At 69.8% G+C, this 15409-nt stretch carries 13 protein-coding genes; 10 read left to right on the plus strand and 3 right to left on the minus strand.

Going from position 1 to position 15409, the window contains the following annotated elements:
* Window positions 1-841 precede the first annotated feature (841 nt).
* The 7 genes from PV364_RS21575 (at window position 842) to PV364_RS21605 (ending at window position 9454) form a co-directional block, all read left to right on the plus strand.
* Entirely contained in the window at window positions 842-2452 is a 1611-nt protein-coding gene (locus PV364_RS21575) for a glycosyltransferase family 2 protein (RefSeq protein WP_319661773.1), read from the plus strand.
* The gene (locus PV364_RS21580) at window positions 2449-3456 is read left to right on the plus strand and encodes a glycoside hydrolase family 26 protein (protein WP_319661774.1); all 1008 of its coding nucleotides are present in this window, start codon (window positions 2449-2451) and stop codon (window positions 3454-3456) included. The genes PV364_RS21575 and PV364_RS21580 overlap by 4 nt, the downstream gene beginning before the upstream one ends.
* A complete protein-coding gene (locus PV364_RS21585; protein WP_319661775.1) occupies window positions 3453-5174 on the plus strand; it encodes a glycosyltransferase family 39 protein in 1722 nt (573 codons plus the stop codon). The genes PV364_RS21580 and PV364_RS21585 overlap by 4 nt, the downstream gene beginning before the upstream one ends.
* On the plus strand, window positions 5171-6721 hold the full coding sequence (locus PV364_RS21590; protein WP_319661776.1) for a glycosyltransferase family 39 protein: 1551 nt from the start codon (window positions 5171-5173) through the stop codon (window positions 6719-6721). The genes PV364_RS21585 and PV364_RS21590 overlap by 4 nt, the downstream gene beginning before the upstream one ends.
* A gap of 171 nt (window positions 6722-6892) precedes the next feature.
* On the plus strand, window positions 6893-7675 hold the full coding sequence (locus PV364_RS21595) for a polyprenol monophosphomannose synthase (protein WP_319661777.1): 783 nt from the start codon (window positions 6893-6895) through the stop codon (window positions 7673-7675).
* Between the two features lie 62 nt (window positions 7676-7737).
* Window positions 7738-8289 carry a GtrA family protein gene (locus PV364_RS21600; protein WP_319661778.1) on the plus strand — a complete coding sequence of 184 codons (552 nt, stop codon included), beginning with the start codon at window positions 7738-7740 and terminating at the stop codon, window positions 8287-8289.
* Between the two features lie 73 nt (window positions 8290-8362).
* Entirely contained in the window at window positions 8363-9454 is a 1092-nt protein-coding gene (locus tag PV364_RS21605) for an NDP-sugar synthase (RefSeq protein ID WP_319661779.1), read from the plus strand.
* A gap of 362 nt (window positions 9455-9816) precedes the next feature.
* On the opposite strand, the gene PV364_RS21610 is transcribed toward PV364_RS21605, so the two are convergent.
* Window positions 9817-10665, minus strand: coding sequence for an alpha/beta hydrolase (locus tag PV364_RS21610; RefSeq protein WP_319661780.1), 849 nt, complete (start codon window positions 10663-10665; stop codon window positions 9817-9819).
* A 135-nt stretch (window positions 10666-10800) separates the two neighbouring features.
* Between PV364_RS21610 and PV364_RS21615 the strand changes: the two genes are divergently transcribed.
* Entirely contained in the window at window positions 10801-11382 is a 582-nt protein-coding gene (locus tag PV364_RS21615) for a TetR/AcrR family transcriptional regulator (RefSeq protein WP_319661781.1), read from the plus strand.
* A 222-nt stretch (window positions 11383-11604) separates the two neighbouring features.
* Here the strand turns inward: PV364_RS21615 and lepB are convergent, their stop codons facing one another.
* A complete protein-coding gene (gene lepB / locus PV364_RS21620) occupies window positions 11605-12348 on the minus strand; it encodes a signal peptidase I (protein WP_319661782.1) in 744 nt (247 codons plus the stop codon).
* Between the two features lie 400 nt (window positions 12349-12748).
* Here lepB and PV364_RS21625 point away from each other — a divergent pair, with 400 nt between their 5' ends.
* Window positions 12749-13453: an NADPH-dependent F420 reductase gene (locus tag PV364_RS21625; protein ID WP_319661783.1), complete on the plus strand. Its 705-nt coding sequence runs from the start codon at window positions 12749-12751 to the stop codon at window positions 13451-13453.
* 84 nt (window positions 13454-13537) lie between these two features.
* Window positions 13538-14230, plus strand: coding sequence for an alpha/beta hydrolase (locus tag PV364_RS21630; protein ID WP_319661784.1), 693 nt, complete (start codon window positions 13538-13540; stop codon window positions 14228-14230).
* Between the two features lie 53 nt (window positions 14231-14283).
* Here PV364_RS21630 and PV364_RS21635 read toward each other — a convergent pair whose 3' ends face one another.
* The gene (locus tag PV364_RS21635) at window positions 14284-15276 is read right to left on the minus strand and encodes an aldo/keto reductase (RefSeq protein WP_319661785.1); all 993 of its coding nucleotides are present in this window, start codon (window positions 15274-15276) and stop codon (window positions 14284-14286) included.
* Window positions 15277-15409: the final 133 nt, after the last annotated feature.

The following is a 15409-nucleotide window of genomic DNA, read 5'->3' on the forward strand; positions in this document are numbered from 1 at the left end:
TCCTTCCGTGCCGACGGCCTCGGACTCGGCCTTCGACCGCCTCGAGGTCCGAACGGTGAACGCTCCGTGCCAGTGTCCCCGCCTTCCGCGCCGCGCAGATCGGGATTTACCCGCAGATTCCGGCCGCCCCTGCGAGGCCGCCCCACGGCCCGGTTGCGGGTTTGCCGCAGAAGCGGCACGTGGGCCGGCACACCCTCGGCGGACGCGGGGGCCCACCCGCACGCCCTCCCGCACGGCCCCGCACGGGCTCGCGGCCCGGACCGCGTGACGCGGTCCGGGCGATCCACGGTGCAGCGGATGGCTTGATTCCGCCTCCGCGTGAACGGCACGAAAGGGGTGAAGAGGGGCGGAGTTCCCTCTACCAATTACCAATCAATCGTTAGATGGTCACGACATGAACACAACTCGCATAAAGTAGTTGCGGTAGTAGTACATATTTTGACAAGCTAAGGATGCTGCCGGACGGGCGGGGGCGGTGTGGGGACACCGTGCCGGTCGGCGGTTCAGGGGCTGGGAGGGGATTCCAAGTACCGGCGAGGTGTGCGTTTTGGCATGCCCTGACGGGCGCAGACACGCCTTTTCGGCTCGACATGCGTCATGTTCCGCGCGCGGTAATAACGTTGAGAAGGCCATTTAACGCAATGTCACATGCTGTTGTCGGCGGGCTGCCCGCCCACTCTTGGCGCACGACGAAGTCGGCGCGGCGAACCGCCGCGCAGGGGCGGGGAATTCCAATTTTCCGGAAGTCTTCCTTCCCGTCGGCGGCCTGTAACCCGGCCGTCTCCTTCACGCCAGGCGGATCGCCGGCGGGCTCCGGGGCGCGCCACCTGGGGGAGCCGGCATGAGTTCGCTGCAGCCCGCGTCGACGAGTGGGCACCACCGCGCGCAGCCGGTCGGCAGACGGCGCGCCGCCAAGGCGGGCGCGGCGCCGCTCGGACTCCTGCCGCAGCCGCCCACGGCCCTGGAGAAGTACGCGTTCGCCAGGCGCAACCTGTGGGTGCTGACCGTCAGCTCCGTGATCAGCTTCTGCTGCCTGGGCTACAGCCAGTACAAGCTGGCCCAGTCCAACCCGCTGCTGTGGCTCTACGCGCCCCCGCTGCTGTTCACCGTGGTCTACTACCTGATCTCGTTGCGGGTGAACGGGTTCTCCCGGGGCTTCGATCTCAAGCGCCACAAGCAGCTGGTCCGCGACTGGCGGCCGGAGGTCTACCCGTCCGTCGACGTGTTCCTGCCGGTGTGCGGCGAGCCCATCGAGGTGCTGCACAACACCTGGACGCATGTCCGGGCGCTGGCCGACCGCTACCCGGGTGTGTGTGTCCCGTTCGTGCTCGACGACGGCGCCAGCCCGGAGCTGGAGGCCATGGCCGCCGACTTCGGATTCCGGTACGGCACCCGCCCGAATCGCGGCTGGTTCAAGAAGGCCGGCAACCTGCACTTCGGCTTCGGGCAGTCCGACGGCAAGTACATCCTGATCCTCGACGCCGACTTCACCCCGCGCTCCGATCTCCTGGAGGAGATGCTCCCGTACATGGAGACGGACGAGCGGATCGGCATCGTCCAGTCGCCGCAGTTCTTCCGGGTGCTCGACTCGCAGAACTGGATCGAGCGGGGCGCGGGCGCGGTGCAGGAGCTGTTCTACCGCTCGGTCCAGGTCTCCCGGCAGAGCAGCGACGGCGCGATCTGCGTCGGCAGCTGCGCCATCTACCGGCGTGCGGCCCTGGAGACCAACGGCGGCACGACGCTCATCGAGCACTCCGAGGACGTGCACACCGGCTTCGACCTGCGCGGTCTGGGCTGGGACCTGCGCTACATCCCGATCGCACTGTCGACCGGGGTGTGCCCGGACAACGCCGGAGCCTTCTTCAACCAGCAGTACCGCTGGTGCTCCGGCTCGATGAGCCTGCTGGGCAGCAAGAAGTTCTGGGACGCCAGGGTCAAGTTCTCCAGCCGGCTCTGCTACCTGTCGGGCTTCTTCTACTACATCCACACCGCGTTGTTCACCTTCGCGGCACCGATCATCCCGATCGTGCTGCTGCTGACCCTGCCGGACAAGCTCGAGGTGGACAACCTGCTCATGGTGCTGCCGAGCATCATCTACACCACCGTCATCTTCCCCATCTGGCACAAGTCCCCCTACCGCCTCGAAGCGTGGTCGGCCCGGCTGATGTACGGCTGGGCGCACTTCTTCGCGATCTGGGACATCCTGCGCAAGCAGCGGATGGGCTGGCAGCCCACCGGTTCCTCGGGGGCGAAGAAGAACAAGACCCGCCGGTTCTGGCTCGGCCTCCGTATCTGGAGCGGCGGCACCGCGGTGATCTGGGTGGGCGCCGCGGTCTGGCGGATGCTGGACGGCTACCCGCCGGACTTCGCCCTCGTCCTGTCCTCCGGCCTCTTCTACGCGCTCGTCGTCGGACGGGTCCTGGTCCAGCCGCGAAACGAGATGTCCGCATGAACCTGTTCCCTGTGTCCCTCCGCCGTGCGGCGGCCGGGGCTCTCCTGGTCTGCCTCACCGGCACCGGTTGCGTATCGGGCGCGACGCACTCCGGGTCGAACCGCGGTGCCGCACCGGAGTCCAGCGCCGTGAGCGAGGTGCCGGAGGTCACGTACGACACCACCGACCTGCTGAAGCCCGACAAGAAGTACTTCGGCGTCGCGGTCGACGGTGCCCCGGACTCCTTGACCCCGGTGGGGAAGTACGCCGATCTGGTCGGCAAGCAGCCCAACGTCGTCGCCTCCTACTCGGCGTGGGGCAACGACTTCAACATCGACGGGGCCCGGCGCGTGCTGGGCGCGGGCGCGATGCTCTACGTCTCCTGGGAGCCGTTCAAGCCGTCGCTCGCGAAGATCGCCGACGGATCGCAGGACGAGTACATCAGGCGTTACGCCTCCGAGGTGCGCAAGGGCAACGCACCGGTGGCGATCAGCTTCGGCCACGAGATGAACGGCCACTGGTACCCGTGGGGCACCAAGAACGCGACCCCCGCCCAGTTCGTGAAGGCGTGGCGGCACATCCACGACATCTTCCAGGACGAGGGCGCCACCAACGTCATCTGGGTGTGGAGTCCGAACGTCGTCAACCCGGTGCCCGACGTCGCGCTGAAGCCGTACTGGCCCGGCGACGCCTACGTCGACTGGGTCGGTGTGGTCGGGTACTGGACGGCCACGGGCGCGTCGACCTTCGACACCCTGTACGGGCCCACGACGAGCCAGGTCCGGAAGTTCACGAAGAAGCCGTTCTTCCTCTCCGAGACCGCCTCCGAACCGGGGCAACGCCGCCGGGCGGACGTCCGCAGCCTCTTCGAGGGCATCGAGGCCCACGACGACGTGCTGGGCTTCGTCTGGTTCAACATCACCAAGCGCGCCGACTGGCGGCTCCAGGCGAGCCCGCTGGCCCTGGCGGAGTTCAAGCGGCTGGCCGCCGACGACAGAATCGGTTTCGAGGTGCCCCGCCAGTGAAGGACCAGGAGACCCACCACCACGACCAGTACGGCGACTGGCCGCCGGCCGACGGCCGGCACGAGGACACGGCCTGGCAGGACCCCGCGTCCTACCCGCGGTACCGGCCGCAGCAGTACGCGCAGCAGCCGTACGAACAGCCCTACCCGCAGCCGTACGAGCAGGTGGCGGCGCACGTCGTCACGGGCACGCAGGCCCACCCGGCGGACGGGCGGGAGGCCGGGCCCGAGGCGCCGGCCGTCCCGGGCTACGTCGTGCCGGAGGTACCGGTGTCGGCCTGGTCGATCGATACCCGGCGCAGCACCTGGATCGGCCGGAGCCTGGTGCTGTGCGTCCTGCTGGTCCAGGCCGGCCTGTCGTTCCGGCTCGGCGGGCGTGCCTTCGCCGCCGAGGCGTACTACCTGGCCCCCGGTCACCACCGGATCGGCCACTCCGGCGTCTATCCGGTGGTGGCGAAGGCGGCGGACGCGGTGGGCGGCCTGGCCGCCGCCCGCTCGCTCAGCCTGCTGTTCATGCTGGGAGTCACCGCGCTGCTCTACGCGATGACGAGCCGGATGTTCAACGAGCGGGCCGGGCTGGCCGCTGCCGGGCTGTTCGCCGTGGTCGAGTCCACCGAACTCCTCGGGAGCCTCGCCACCGCGGACGCGATGGCGCTCTTCCTGATCGCCGCGGCGGCGTGGGCCCTGGTCCGTACCGGCCGGTCGCACCCCTCCCTGGCGCTGCTTGCCGCACCCTTTGCGGCCCTCGCTCCGGCGACCAAGTCCGTCGCCGTGCTGTACCTGCCGAGCCTGGTGGTGCTCGCCGTGCTGTCGGCCTACCCCTACCGGGGTGCGCGGGCCTTCCTTCGGGGCCTGTTCTTCGGTGCCGGGACGCTGCTCCTCCTCGGGGCGGCCGCGTACCTGTCCGGCGGGCTGGACGGCCTCACCTCCGCCACCACCGGGCGCGCGCACGGCACCGACCCGGCGCTGGACGTGCTGTGGCGCAGCGCGGAGTGGGGCGGCCTGGTGCTGCTGGTCGCGGTCGGCGGCGCCGTCGACTACGTACGCAGGTCGCGCATGGGGGAGATGCCCTGGGCGACGGGCGACACACCGGGGGCGGTCCGCCGCACCGCACTGGGCCTGCTGATGTGCGGCACCGCTCTGCTCGCCCCCGTTTGCCAGGCCTACCTGAACGACGACGTCTCGCTTTTCAAGCACGTCGGATTCGGCCTGCTGTTCGCCGCGCCCATGGCGGGGCTCGGTATCTCCCGGCTCGTGGGGGCGCACTTCCGCTATCCGCAACTCGGCATCATGGTCTGGGTCGGAGTGCTGGTCGTGGGCATGGCGCAGACCCAGACCCTCTACCGTCCGCCGGACTCCGGTCAGATGGTGAACACCCTGAGGAAGGTCGTCGGCAAGGACGGCCGGTACCTCGCCGAGCAGGCAGAGATCCCCGCCTACTACTTGGCCGACTCGACGCGCCGGGATCAGTGGCACGGCACGCGCGACATCGACTTCACCGACAAGAGCGGCGAGCACCACACCGGCCCCGACGGCTTCCGCAGGGCCGTGCGGGCGGGGTGGTTCGACGCGATCGTGCTCAACGGCGACGTCACCCCTGGGACCGACAAGGCGATCACCGACGCGCTGCACGGCAACTCCGGTTACCGGCTGCTGGCCGTCCTGCCGTCCACCGACGCCTATGGGTCGACCACCTACCGGATCTGGGTGAAACGATGACCGTCACCGAACCGACCCACGGACCCGCGCCCGTCGCGGCCGACGAGGAACCGGTCTCCCGGCGGCGCGGCCGGTCGAACGGCGGCGCCGGCCGGGTGGCCACCGCCCTGCTCTTCCTGGTGCCCGCGGCGCTCACCCTCGCCTCCTCCCTGAACGGCATCGGCGACCGGCAGATGTGGCGTGACGAGCACGCCACCTGGTGGGCGGCCACGCTCTCCCTCGGCGACCTGTCCCAGCTGATCCGGAACATCGACGTCGTCTTCGCCCCGTACTACTTCCTGATGCACCTGTGGGTCTCGTCGGCCGGGGACTCGCCGACCGCGCTGCGGGTGCCGGCGGCGTTCGCCATGGCCGCCGCGGCCGGCCTGCTCGCGCTCGTCGGGCGGCGGATGTTCACCACGGGGACCGGGCTGCTGGCCGGCCTGGTCTTCGCGGCGGTGCCCTCGGTCACCGAGTACGGGCAGCAGGCGCGGCCCTACGCCTTCGCGGTCGCGTTCACGCTGCTGTCCACGCTGGTCCTGCTGCGCGCACTCGACCGGCCGAGCCTCAAGGGCTGGACGCTGTACGCCGCGACGATTCCGCTGATCGGGTTCAGCCACCTGGTCTCGCTGTCGGTGCTCGCCGGCCATCTGGGCATGGTGGTCATGGCCAGGCGCAAGGGCGACCGCATCGCCCACTGGGCTTTCGCCGCGGCCGCGCTGACCGGCCTGTCCGTGGTGCTCCCGATGCTGGCGCAGGGCTCGAACCAGAGCGGGCAGATCGCCTGGAACAACCCCACGTTCCAGGACCTGGTCAACCATCCGCAGAAGTTGTTCGGCTCCTGGGTGACCGGCGGGGCGGTGATGGCACTCGGGGTGGTCGGCCTGCTGGTGGTGCGCAAGTACGCCGTGCTGCTGGCGCCCTGGGTGGTGCTGCCTCCGGTCGTCACCTACCTCACGGCGGCGCAGCTGCACCTGTTCCTGCCGCGGTATCTGCTCTTCACCGTGCCCGCCTGGGTGCTTCTGGCGAGCGCCGCCGTCACCCGGCTGTCCGGGCCGCTGACCGACGCGGTCCGTACCGGCACGGCCCGGCGGGTGTTCGGCGGGGTCCTGGTGGCGGTGGCGGCAGCCGTGTTCGCCTGGCAGGCACAGCCCGGTCTGGCGCTCGCCCGGCAGAACGACCCGGCAGAGCCGGACTACCGGGGCGCGCACCGCCTGGTGGCCCAGGGGTTCGAGCGGGGTGACGGAATCGCCTTCTCGGGGCAGAAATCGGAACGCCGGGCGATGGCCTTCGAATTCCGGCACGCCGGGGCGGCCGACCGGCCCAAGGATGTGCTGATGTGGCGGACGCCGCAGCAGATGGGCAACTTCGGCGCTCTGGAATGTCCGGACCCCGCCAAGTGCCTGGCGAAGACGGACCGGTTGTGGGTGGTCTCCACCTCTCAGCTGGGCACCCCGTTCGCCGACATGCCGCAGAAGACGGCCGTCGTGCTCTCGACCCGGTTCAAGGTGGCGAAGACCAGTTCCCTGCCCAACGTTCGCGTCCTGTTGCTGAAACGCGTCCGATAGCCACCCGCGACACACCGAAGAGCACCGCGGTCACACGGATCACCTCTTCGAACCCCGTACCCGGACGGTCACCAGGCGCGCCGCGACGCGCGCCGGGTGGCCGCCCGCCCGAAATCCGCGCGCTGGGCCGTCCGGCCCGGCTCCCGCCGGCGCGGCGACCAAGGAGATGCCATGAACCACCCGTTCCCGGAGTCTCTCCCCGTCACCTGGGGGGACGTACCGGTCACGGTTGTCATGCCGACGTACAACGAGGCAGCGAACCTGGAGTGGATGGCCGACATCGTGATGCGGCTGCCGCTTCCCGGCCTTCATCTGAAGATCGTGGACGACTCCAGCCCTGACGGCACGGGCGCACTCGCCGAGCAACTCGCGGACAAATACAACGAGTTCAGTCCGCGTCCGCGCATGAGTGTACTGCACCGGACCACCAAGGACGGCCTGGGCAGGGCCTACACCGCGGGCATGCTGGCCGCGCTGGACGAGGGTGCGCAGTTCGTGGTGCAGATGGACGCGGACGGCAGTCACCCGGCCCATGTCATCCCGCAGATGCTGGGCACCGCGCTGGCCACCGGAGCGGGCTTCGTCGTCGGCAGCAGGTACGTGGACGGCGGCTCCCTGGACGAGGAGTGGGGGAAGCACCGCCAGTTGCTGTCGCGCTTCGCCAACCGCTACGCGCGGACCATCCTCGACACCAAGATCCGCGACATCACCGCCGGCTTCAATCTCTGGCGGGCCGAGACGCTGCGCGACGTCGACCTGCGGACGCTGGACAGCGCGGGCTACAGCTTCCAGGTGGAGCTGAAGTTCCTCGCGGCGCGAAGCGGTCACAGCGGCGTGGAGATCCCGATCCGCTTCGAGGAGCGCACCGAGGGCGTCTCCAAGATGAACCTCGCCACGCAGATCGAGTCGGCGCTGGTTCCGCTGCGTCTGCGGCTGCGCAACCGCCGGGGCTGAACCGCCCCCACGAGCACCACCAGGCATCACGAGACCGCGAACGAAACGGACAGGACTTCACCATGAGCGGACGGCACGCGGTTCCTTCGCGGCTGGGCGGGCTGTACCGCGAGGTGGCGAAGTTCGGACTGGTGGGCATCTCGGGGTTCGTGGTCAACCTGGCGATCTTCAACCTGATCAGGAACCTCGCGCAGTGGCAGACCGTACGGGCGAGTGTCCTCGCCACGGCCTGCGCCATCATGACCAACTATCTGGGGCTGCGGTACTTCACGTACCGGGACCGCGACCAGGAGAGCCGCAGCAGCCGGCGGCGGGAGCTCGGCCTCTTCGCCTTCTTCAGCGCGGTCGGCCTGGTGATCGAGAACGCCGTGCTCTACGCGACCACGTACGGCTTCGGCTGGGACGGCACCCTCGCCAACAACGTCTGGAAGTTCGTCGGCATCGGCATCGCGACCCTCTTCCGGTTCTGGTCGTACCGGACATGGGTCTTCGGGACCTCCGGAGGCGAGCCGGTCCCGACCGCCGACGCCCCCGGTGGCGAGGCGCCGGTCCACCTCGTCCCGCCGGCCGTGCCCGCCGACCCCTTCCTGACCGTTTCCTGGGAGAAGACATGACCGACCCGGCGCCCCTCGTGAAGGGTCGTCCCGCCGGCGGACCGACGGCCGTACGTGCGGGGGTGTGGACGCCGTGAGCGAAGCCATCCTCCTCGTCGGCGGCAAGGGCACCCGGCTGCACCCGCTCTGCACCTACACCCCCAAACCGCTGCTGCTCGTCGCCGGGGTACCGTTGCTGACCCATCAGCTGGCCCGCGCCGCGGCGGCGGGGGTGACCCGGGTCGTCTTCGCCACGTCCTACCTGGCCGAGCTCTTCGAGCGGGAGTACGGCGACGGTTCCGGGCTGGGCCTGGAGCTGGTCTACGTCACCGAGACCGAGCCCCTGGGCACCGGCGGTGCGATCCGCAACGCGGCGCGCCACCTGACCTGCGCGCCCGGCGAACCGGTGCTGGTCTTCAACGGCGACATCCTCGGCGGCCTGGACATCGCGGCCCTCAGGGACGGCCACCGCGCGTCCGGCGCGGACGTGACCCTGCACCTGACCCGGGTCGCGGACCCGCGGGCGTACGGGCTGGTCACCACCGACGCCCACGGCCGGGTCGAGGCGTTCCTGGAGAAGCCGGAACGGCCGGAGGACATCGTCACCGACCAGATCAACGCGGGCTGCTACGTCTTCACGCGCTCGGTCATCGACGGCATCCCCGAGGGCCGGGTCGTGTCCGTCGAACGTGAGACGTTTCCCGGTCTGCTGGAGACCGGCGCCCACGTGCGCGGGGTCGTCGACCGCACGTACTGGCTGGACCTCGGGACGCCGTCGGCCTTCGTCACCGGGTCTGCCGACCTGGTCCGCGGGCACGTGGACTCACCCGCGCTGCCCGGCCCGCCGGGCGACGCACTCGTCCTGCCGGGGGCGCGAGTCGACCCGCTGGCGGTGCTCTCGGCAGGCACGACGGTGTGCGAGGGCGCCGTGGTGGACGCCGGGGCCGTCATCGAGGGCAGCGTCGTCCTGCCCGGGGCGCACATCCATGGCACGGCACTGGTCCGGCGGTCGGTCGTGGGACGCGATGCGGTGGTCGGCGAGGGCACCAGCGTCGTCGACGCGGTAATCGGCGACCACGCCCACGTCGGACCGCACAACGAGCTTCCGGCGGGGGTGCGGCTCGACTGCGGCGTCCGTCTGCCCGAGCGGGCGGTCCGCGTCTCCGCGCCCACGTACGCGTTCTGACACCGAGGCGCGACCCGTGTGCGGCGGTCGGCGCCGGACGCCCGCGCCGACCGGAGCGGCGCCGCGGGCGGGTGTCCAGCGGCAGCGGGGCCTTCGCGGAGGCCGCGCAGTCGTACGCACATCGCGAACGGACCGTTGTCGTGCGCCGTTCACGGGCGGGCCGGGCCGACCTGAGCCCATGTCCGCCGTGCGGAATCCCCTTCCCGCGCAGGCTGGGACCGCTTCCCTTCGTGGCATGCGCAGACCCTCCCCTTTGGCGCGGTCCCGCGCCCGCGGTGGGCGCGCCTGACGGGTCGTTCCCCGCCGGGGGCCGGAGCCCGGCGGCGACCGCGAAGAGGGACGAGGGCAGCCCCGGTACGGGGTCAGTTGCGGAGGAAGTCCAGGGCCTGCCGCACGAACACCTCGTGGTACTGGAAGATGCCGCCGTGGCCGGAGTCGGGGTAGACGGCGAGCTTGGCGTCGGGGAGCAGCTGGGCGAGGCGGAGGGTGCCGGACGCCGTGGGCCACATCGTGTCGTTGTCGCCGTTGACGACGAGCGCGGGGTGCTTCACCGCTGCCAGGCCGGCCGGCGAGGTGTTCTGCTCCCACGTGGTGAGCGCGGTGAGCTGGGCGCCGATGGCCTCGTTGGAGATCGGGGTGTCGCGGTCGTCGGCGGTGCGCTGGTCCAGGCGGGCGAGGAAGGCGTCCGCGGCTGCCTGGCCGGCCGTCGACGGCTCGAAGAACAGGAAGTGCTTGGGGTGCTTGCCCTGCTCGGTGGCCTTCTGGATGGCCGCCTGGACGGTGGCGCCGGTGGCAGCCGGGCCTGGGGCGCCGGCGGGCGCGGTGGCGGCCAGGATGATCCGGCGGACGCGGTCGGGGTACTGCTGGGCGACGACCTGGGCGACGATGCCGCCCAGGGAGTAGCCGAACAGGTCGACCGCCTCCAGGCCGAGGGCGTCCAGGAAGGCGACGGTGTCGTCGGCCATCGCCTCGAAGGTGTCGGGGGTGGTCCCGCCGGAGCGGCCGACCCCGCGCAGGTCGACCAGGATGACGCGCCGCTCGGTTGCCAGGCCGTCGACGACGGCGGGGTCCCAGTCGTCCAGCACCGCGGTCACGTGGTGCAGGAGGACCAGCGGCACGCCCTCGTCCGTGCCCACCTCCCGGTAGGCGAACGGGGTCCCTGCGACATCAACGGTCCTGGTCGGAGCAGAAGTTGCGGTTACTGCGGACATGGCGGGGCCCTTCCCTCGTCATCGGTGCCAGCGGGGCTGCCGGGCATCCATAGGATAGCGCTCGTTATATAACGATCGCTACCCTATACATGGGGAAGAGCGAGCCGCACACGGCGGGAGCCGAAGGGAACCGGTATGAGGTACTCCAAAGACCACAAGGCGCACGCCAAGGCGGCCATCCTGCGGGAGGCCTCCGGCACGCTGAAGGAGAAGGGCTTCCACGCCGTCGGGGTCGACACACTGGCCGCCGCGGCCAACGTCACCTCGGGGGCCATCTACTCCAACTTCGCGGGCAAGGAAGGACTGCTCGAAGAGGTCGTCGCCGCCGAACTGGGCCTGCAGTTCGCCGGCATCGCCGACCCCGACCCCGCCGAACGACGCCGCCGGCTCGCCGGCGTACTCCACCTCTACCTCAGCGACGAGCACCGCACCGATCCCGCCACCGGCTGTGTGATGCCGTCCCTGAGCGCCGACGTCGCACGGGCCGGCGACTCCGTCCGCGAGACCTACCGCAGCCACATGGCCGACCTGGTCGCCATCCTGGCTCCCGCCATGCACGGCACGCCGGAAGAACAGGCCAAGCAGGCCTGGACCATGATCGCCTCCATCGTCGGCGCGGTCACCGTGGCCCGTGCGCTCCCCCCAGGCGCGGAGGCCCGGGCCGTCCTGGAGGCCACCCTGGACACCCTCATGCGGACCCTCGCCGACGACCACTGAACCCGCTCCCGCGCGACCCGGCCCCGAACGGCACCGAAGACGCCGCCCGAGGCCGGAACGGAGCCCGGAAGCCGACCACGCCCCGTTGCCCCGCCACGGCGCCATCCTCTTGGCAGTACCCCGACGCCCCCGCCCATGACGGGACGTCACCGGCCACCGGTGCGCGGTCGCGCACACCCGCTTCACGGACCTCCACGCACCGACAGGTGCGCGCAGCGGCGATCAGAAATCGCGATGAAAAGTCGCGGGCACCGGCAGCGTTGCCCACCGGGGGATCGGCCAAGCCACGGTGAAAGCACGGCCGACCACATTCTTCACGGGGACGAACCCGCCGGTGGGACCGTTGACGTGAGCGCGGGAATCCCAGGAGTCGTCGCGATGGTCCCCCATCACCCACAGGTGGTCCTTGGGCACCTTGATCGTACCGACGGGATTGTCGTCACATGGGGTGGAACCCGGATAGATGTACGGCTCGTTCAGCGGGATTCCGTTGACTTTGAGCGGTTCCCCCCGATTGCACTCCACGGTGTCACCGCCGACCGCGATCACCCGCTTGATCAGATCTTTTTCTTCGACCGACGGCATGAGACCGATGAAGGTCAATCCCTTCCGCAGCCCTCGCAGGACGACATTGCTCTCCTTCGGAACTCCTTCGTCCAGCCAACCACCGGGATCGCGGAAGACCACCACCTCGCCGCGCTGCGGTGTTGCTCCGAACCACGGCGTGAACTTGTCCACCAGGACCCGATCGCCTCTCTGCAGCGTATTCTGCATCGAATCGGAAGGGATCGAGAAGGCTTGCACAAAAAACGTCTTGATGAGGAACGAGAGAAGGAGGGCAACGACGACCAGTACGGGTAGCTCCTGCCACCAACGGCGCCTCGCACCAGGCGCCTTGCCGGGGCCCTCAGGGTCCACGCTCTGCGCCGTCCTGCGCTCAGGCGTCACTTCTTCTTCGGCGCTCATGAGGTTTCTTTCCTTCTGAGGATATCCCGCTCGACAGCGAACGGACCCTAGCCGCACCGCAGTAGGGCTGACATAAGCAGAGCGCCGGAGCGCTGCCGCGAAATCACCCTCTGCCGTACACGGGAGCGGGCCGCCGTCATCACGACCGACGGGGTTCCGCACCCGCGGGCCACGACTGGCGGTGCCGAGCCGGGCTTTCATTCAGTGAAAGTTTTTTGCCGCCCCCTGGCCCGGAGGTAGCATACGGACGTTCGTATTCCCATTGCGGGCAGCTCCGGGATTCCCCGCAATACATCGACGTGGCGGCGCTCCCACCCCGGCTCCGCGCTGCACTCTCCGGCTTGTGCGAGTGATACGTGGCGAGCGGCCAGGCCCGCGACAGACGAAAGAACCCTCCCTGATGAAAGACGGCAAGCGAATATTCGGGTATGTCGGGTGCGGCCACGTCGGTGAGCGCACGCTGCTGGAGATGGTGGCAGCCGCCGGAATCGATGTGGCCTACAGCGTCGTGGGTGATCACGAACCGTTCTCGGATCTGGAGCAGAGCTTTCCTGGTCGCCTCCGGATCGTCACTCCCGAGGAAGCCGCGGAGCAGGGGGACTGGCTGACCCTGCTGATGCCCTTCGAGGAACACCGGTTGCTTCGGGGGGACCTGGGATCCGGGAAGCCGGTCATCGACATGACGAACCTGTATACGCGTCACCTGACAGGCGGCACCGGGACCGAGGGTCCCTCCACGACGAGCAGTGAAATCATCCAGCGGCATTTCCGGGAGGCCAACGTCGTCAAGGCGATCAACAACATCGACTACAAGCACTTCAGGGACCTCGCCCGGCCGCAGGCAGCGGACAGCAGAACTGCCCTCCCCCTCGCCGGGGACGACGAGTCGGCCAAGGCGGACGTCACGTGGCTGCTCGGACGTCTGGGCTTCGACGCAGTCGACGTGGGTCCGCTCAGCGAAGGATGGCGCTTCCAGCCGGGAATGCCGGCCTGCCACCTCCCCTACGGCGCGGGTGGTGCGGACGACGTCCGCCGGCAGCCGGCCGCTCCGGTGTCCGCGGCAGCGCTGAGGCAGATCCTGTGGGCCTCCACCTGCGCCCCCTGACGAAGCCCCGCCCGTGCGTCCGCCCCGGCCGCCCCGGGATCGGCTCGGCGCGTCCGATCTCTCCGCCTACCCGAAAGCTCTCTCATGTCACTTCCGGCTCTGCTCCTCGTCCACGGCGCCTGGCACGACTCCCCCGCTTGGCAGCTCCTTGCCTCGTGTCTCCCCGATGTGGACGTGAGGACCGTCCGCCTGCCCAGTACCGGGGAGGACCCCGCACTCCTCGGGGACCTGTACGCGGATGCGGAACGCATCGAAGCCGTCCTGGGGGAAGTCGGAGGACCGGCGGTGGTCCTCGGCCATTCCTACGGGGGAGCGCCCGTGTCGCAGACGCAGGCGGGGCCCGGCATCGTGCGGGTGATCTACCTGGCGGCGATGATGCAGGACGTGGGTGACACGGTGCTGACCCCGACCGGAGGCGTCCATCCCCCGTACTGGGACGTCCATGAAGACGAGGGCGACCGCCCGGGCCACTTCGGCGTGTCCGATCCGGTGGACGTGCTGTACAACGGCGTCGACCCGCAACTGGCCGAGTCCGTCGCGGCTTCTCTGCGCCTGCAGTCCCTCGCCTCGGTCACCCAGCCTCTCACCCGGGCCATCTGGCACGACGTACCGAGCTCCTACATCGTCTGCGAGCAGGATCGCGCGATTCCCGCCGCGTTCCAGCACTCCATGGCCCGGCAGGCCGACCGGGTGCGTCCGATGGACAGCGGCCACTCGCCGTTCCTCTCGCACCCGGCGGAACTGGCCCGCCTGATCCGCGAGGAGATGGCTGTCTGAAGAGGCGATGAGGTGGGCGCAAAAAAGGAGAACACACCGCCGGACACCGTCAGTCACACCTCGATGGCCGTGTCCGCCGGTGACCGGCGGTCGCCCACCACACTGTGCGCGGGCACCAGCGCCGTGAGGGCGTCGCGCAGGCCGGCGTTCCAGTCCTGTGCGGCAGCCCGGACGTTCTCATCGAGATGAGAGCGGTAGCGGGTGCCAGGGATGGCGACGATGTCCTCGCCGGCGGCCAGCACCCAGGCCAGTGACGCCTCGGCCGGCGTGACGCCGCGCTCTTCGGCGAACTCCTCGACCGCCCGCAGGACTCCGAGGTTGCCGCGGATCGCCTCGCCCTGGAAGCGGGGGAAGCCGGTCCTGAGATCGGTCTCCGCGATGTCCTCCCTCGATCGGACCGCCCCGGCGAGGAACCCGCGGCCCAGGGGCGAGGACGCCACGAACCCGATACCCAGCTCACGCGCGACGCTGAGGACCCCGTTCTCCTCGACTTGCCTGCTGAACAGGGAGTACTCGGTCTGGACCGCCGAAAGCGGGGCCGCAGCATGGGCCCGTCGAATGGTCTCGGGCGCTGCCTCGCAGATGCCCAGGTACCGTAGCTTCCCCTGGGCCACCAGCTCACCCAGGGCACCGAACGTCTCCTCCACCGGAACCCGAGGATCGACGCGATGCTGGTAGTAGAGATCGATGTAATCGGTGCCGAGCCTGCGCAGGGCGCGGTCGACACTCCGCCGCACATAGTCGGCCCTGCCATTGGGTCCGCCCAGGGGCTCTCCGTCGTCGCCCAACTCGGCTCCGCCGAACTTGCTGGCTACCACTACCTCCGCGCGCCGGACGCCCAGGGCTCTGCCGAGCAGTTCCTCGCCCAAGTGGGGTCCGTAGACGTCGGCGGTGTCGAACAGGGTGATACCCGCGTCCATCGCCGCGCGGACGGTCGATATGGCCTGCTCGGCATCCACCGCCCCGTAGGCCCCGGTCAGGCCCATGCACCCCAGTCCCAGGGCCGAACACCCAAGTCCCCTTCCTCCGACCGATCTCTGCCGCATCACCGACACTCCGTTCCGCAGTCGTCCTTACCTGTGCAGCACAGTCCAGCAAGCGCGACCGCCCGGCTTCCACAGCCTGGCCAGCCCTGCGGTACCTGGGTACGGCAGGGCCACCCGGCGCCCTTGCGCCCGG

Source organism: Streptomyces sp. MI02-7b (genome assembly GCF_033793585.1).
Lineage (GTDB): Bacteria > Actinomycetota > Actinomycetes > Streptomycetales > Streptomycetaceae > Actinacidiphila.

Excerpts from the sequence above, each read along its gene's own strand:
- PV364_RS21575 (WP_319661773.1), top strand. The coding sequence starts at position 842 with ATGAGTTCGCTGCAGCCCGCGTCGACGAGTGGGCACCACCGCGCGCAG.
- PV364_RS21580 (WP_319661774.1), top strand. The coding sequence starts at position 2,449 with ATGAACCTGTTCCCTGTGTCCCTCCGCCGTGCGGCGGCCGGGGCTCTC.
- PV364_RS21590 (WP_319661776.1), top strand. The coding sequence starts at position 5,171 with ATGACCGTCACCGAACCGACCCACGGACCCGCGCCCGTCGCGGCCGAC.
- PV364_RS21595 (WP_319661777.1), top strand. The coding sequence starts at position 6,893 with ATGAACCACCCGTTCCCGGAGTCTCTCCCCGTCACCTGGGGGGACGTA.
- PV364_RS21600 (WP_319661778.1), top strand. The coding sequence starts at position 7,738 with ATGAGCGGACGGCACGCGGTTCCTTCGCGGCTGGGCGGGCTGTACCGC.
- PV364_RS21610 (WP_319661780.1), bottom strand. The coding sequence starts at position 10,665 with ATGTCCGCAGTAACCGCAACTTCTGCTCCGACCAGGACCGTTGATGTC.
- PV364_RS21615 (WP_319661781.1), top strand. The coding sequence starts at position 10,801 with ATGAGGTACTCCAAAGACCACAAGGCGCACGCCAAGGCGGCCATCCTG.
- lepB (WP_319661782.1), bottom strand. The coding sequence starts at position 12,348 with ATGAGCGCCGAAGAAGAAGTGACGCCTGAGCGCAGGACGGCGCAGAGC.
- PV364_RS21625 (WP_319661783.1), top strand. The coding sequence starts at position 12,749 with ATGAAAGACGGCAAGCGAATATTCGGGTATGTCGGGTGCGGCCACGTC.
- PV364_RS21630 (WP_319661784.1), top strand. The coding sequence starts at position 13,538 with ATGTCACTTCCGGCTCTGCTCCTCGTCCACGGCGCCTGGCACGACTCC.
- PV364_RS21635 (WP_319661785.1), bottom strand. The coding sequence starts at position 15,276 with ATGCGGCAGAGATCGGTCGGAGGAAGGGGACTTGGGTGTTCGGCCCTG.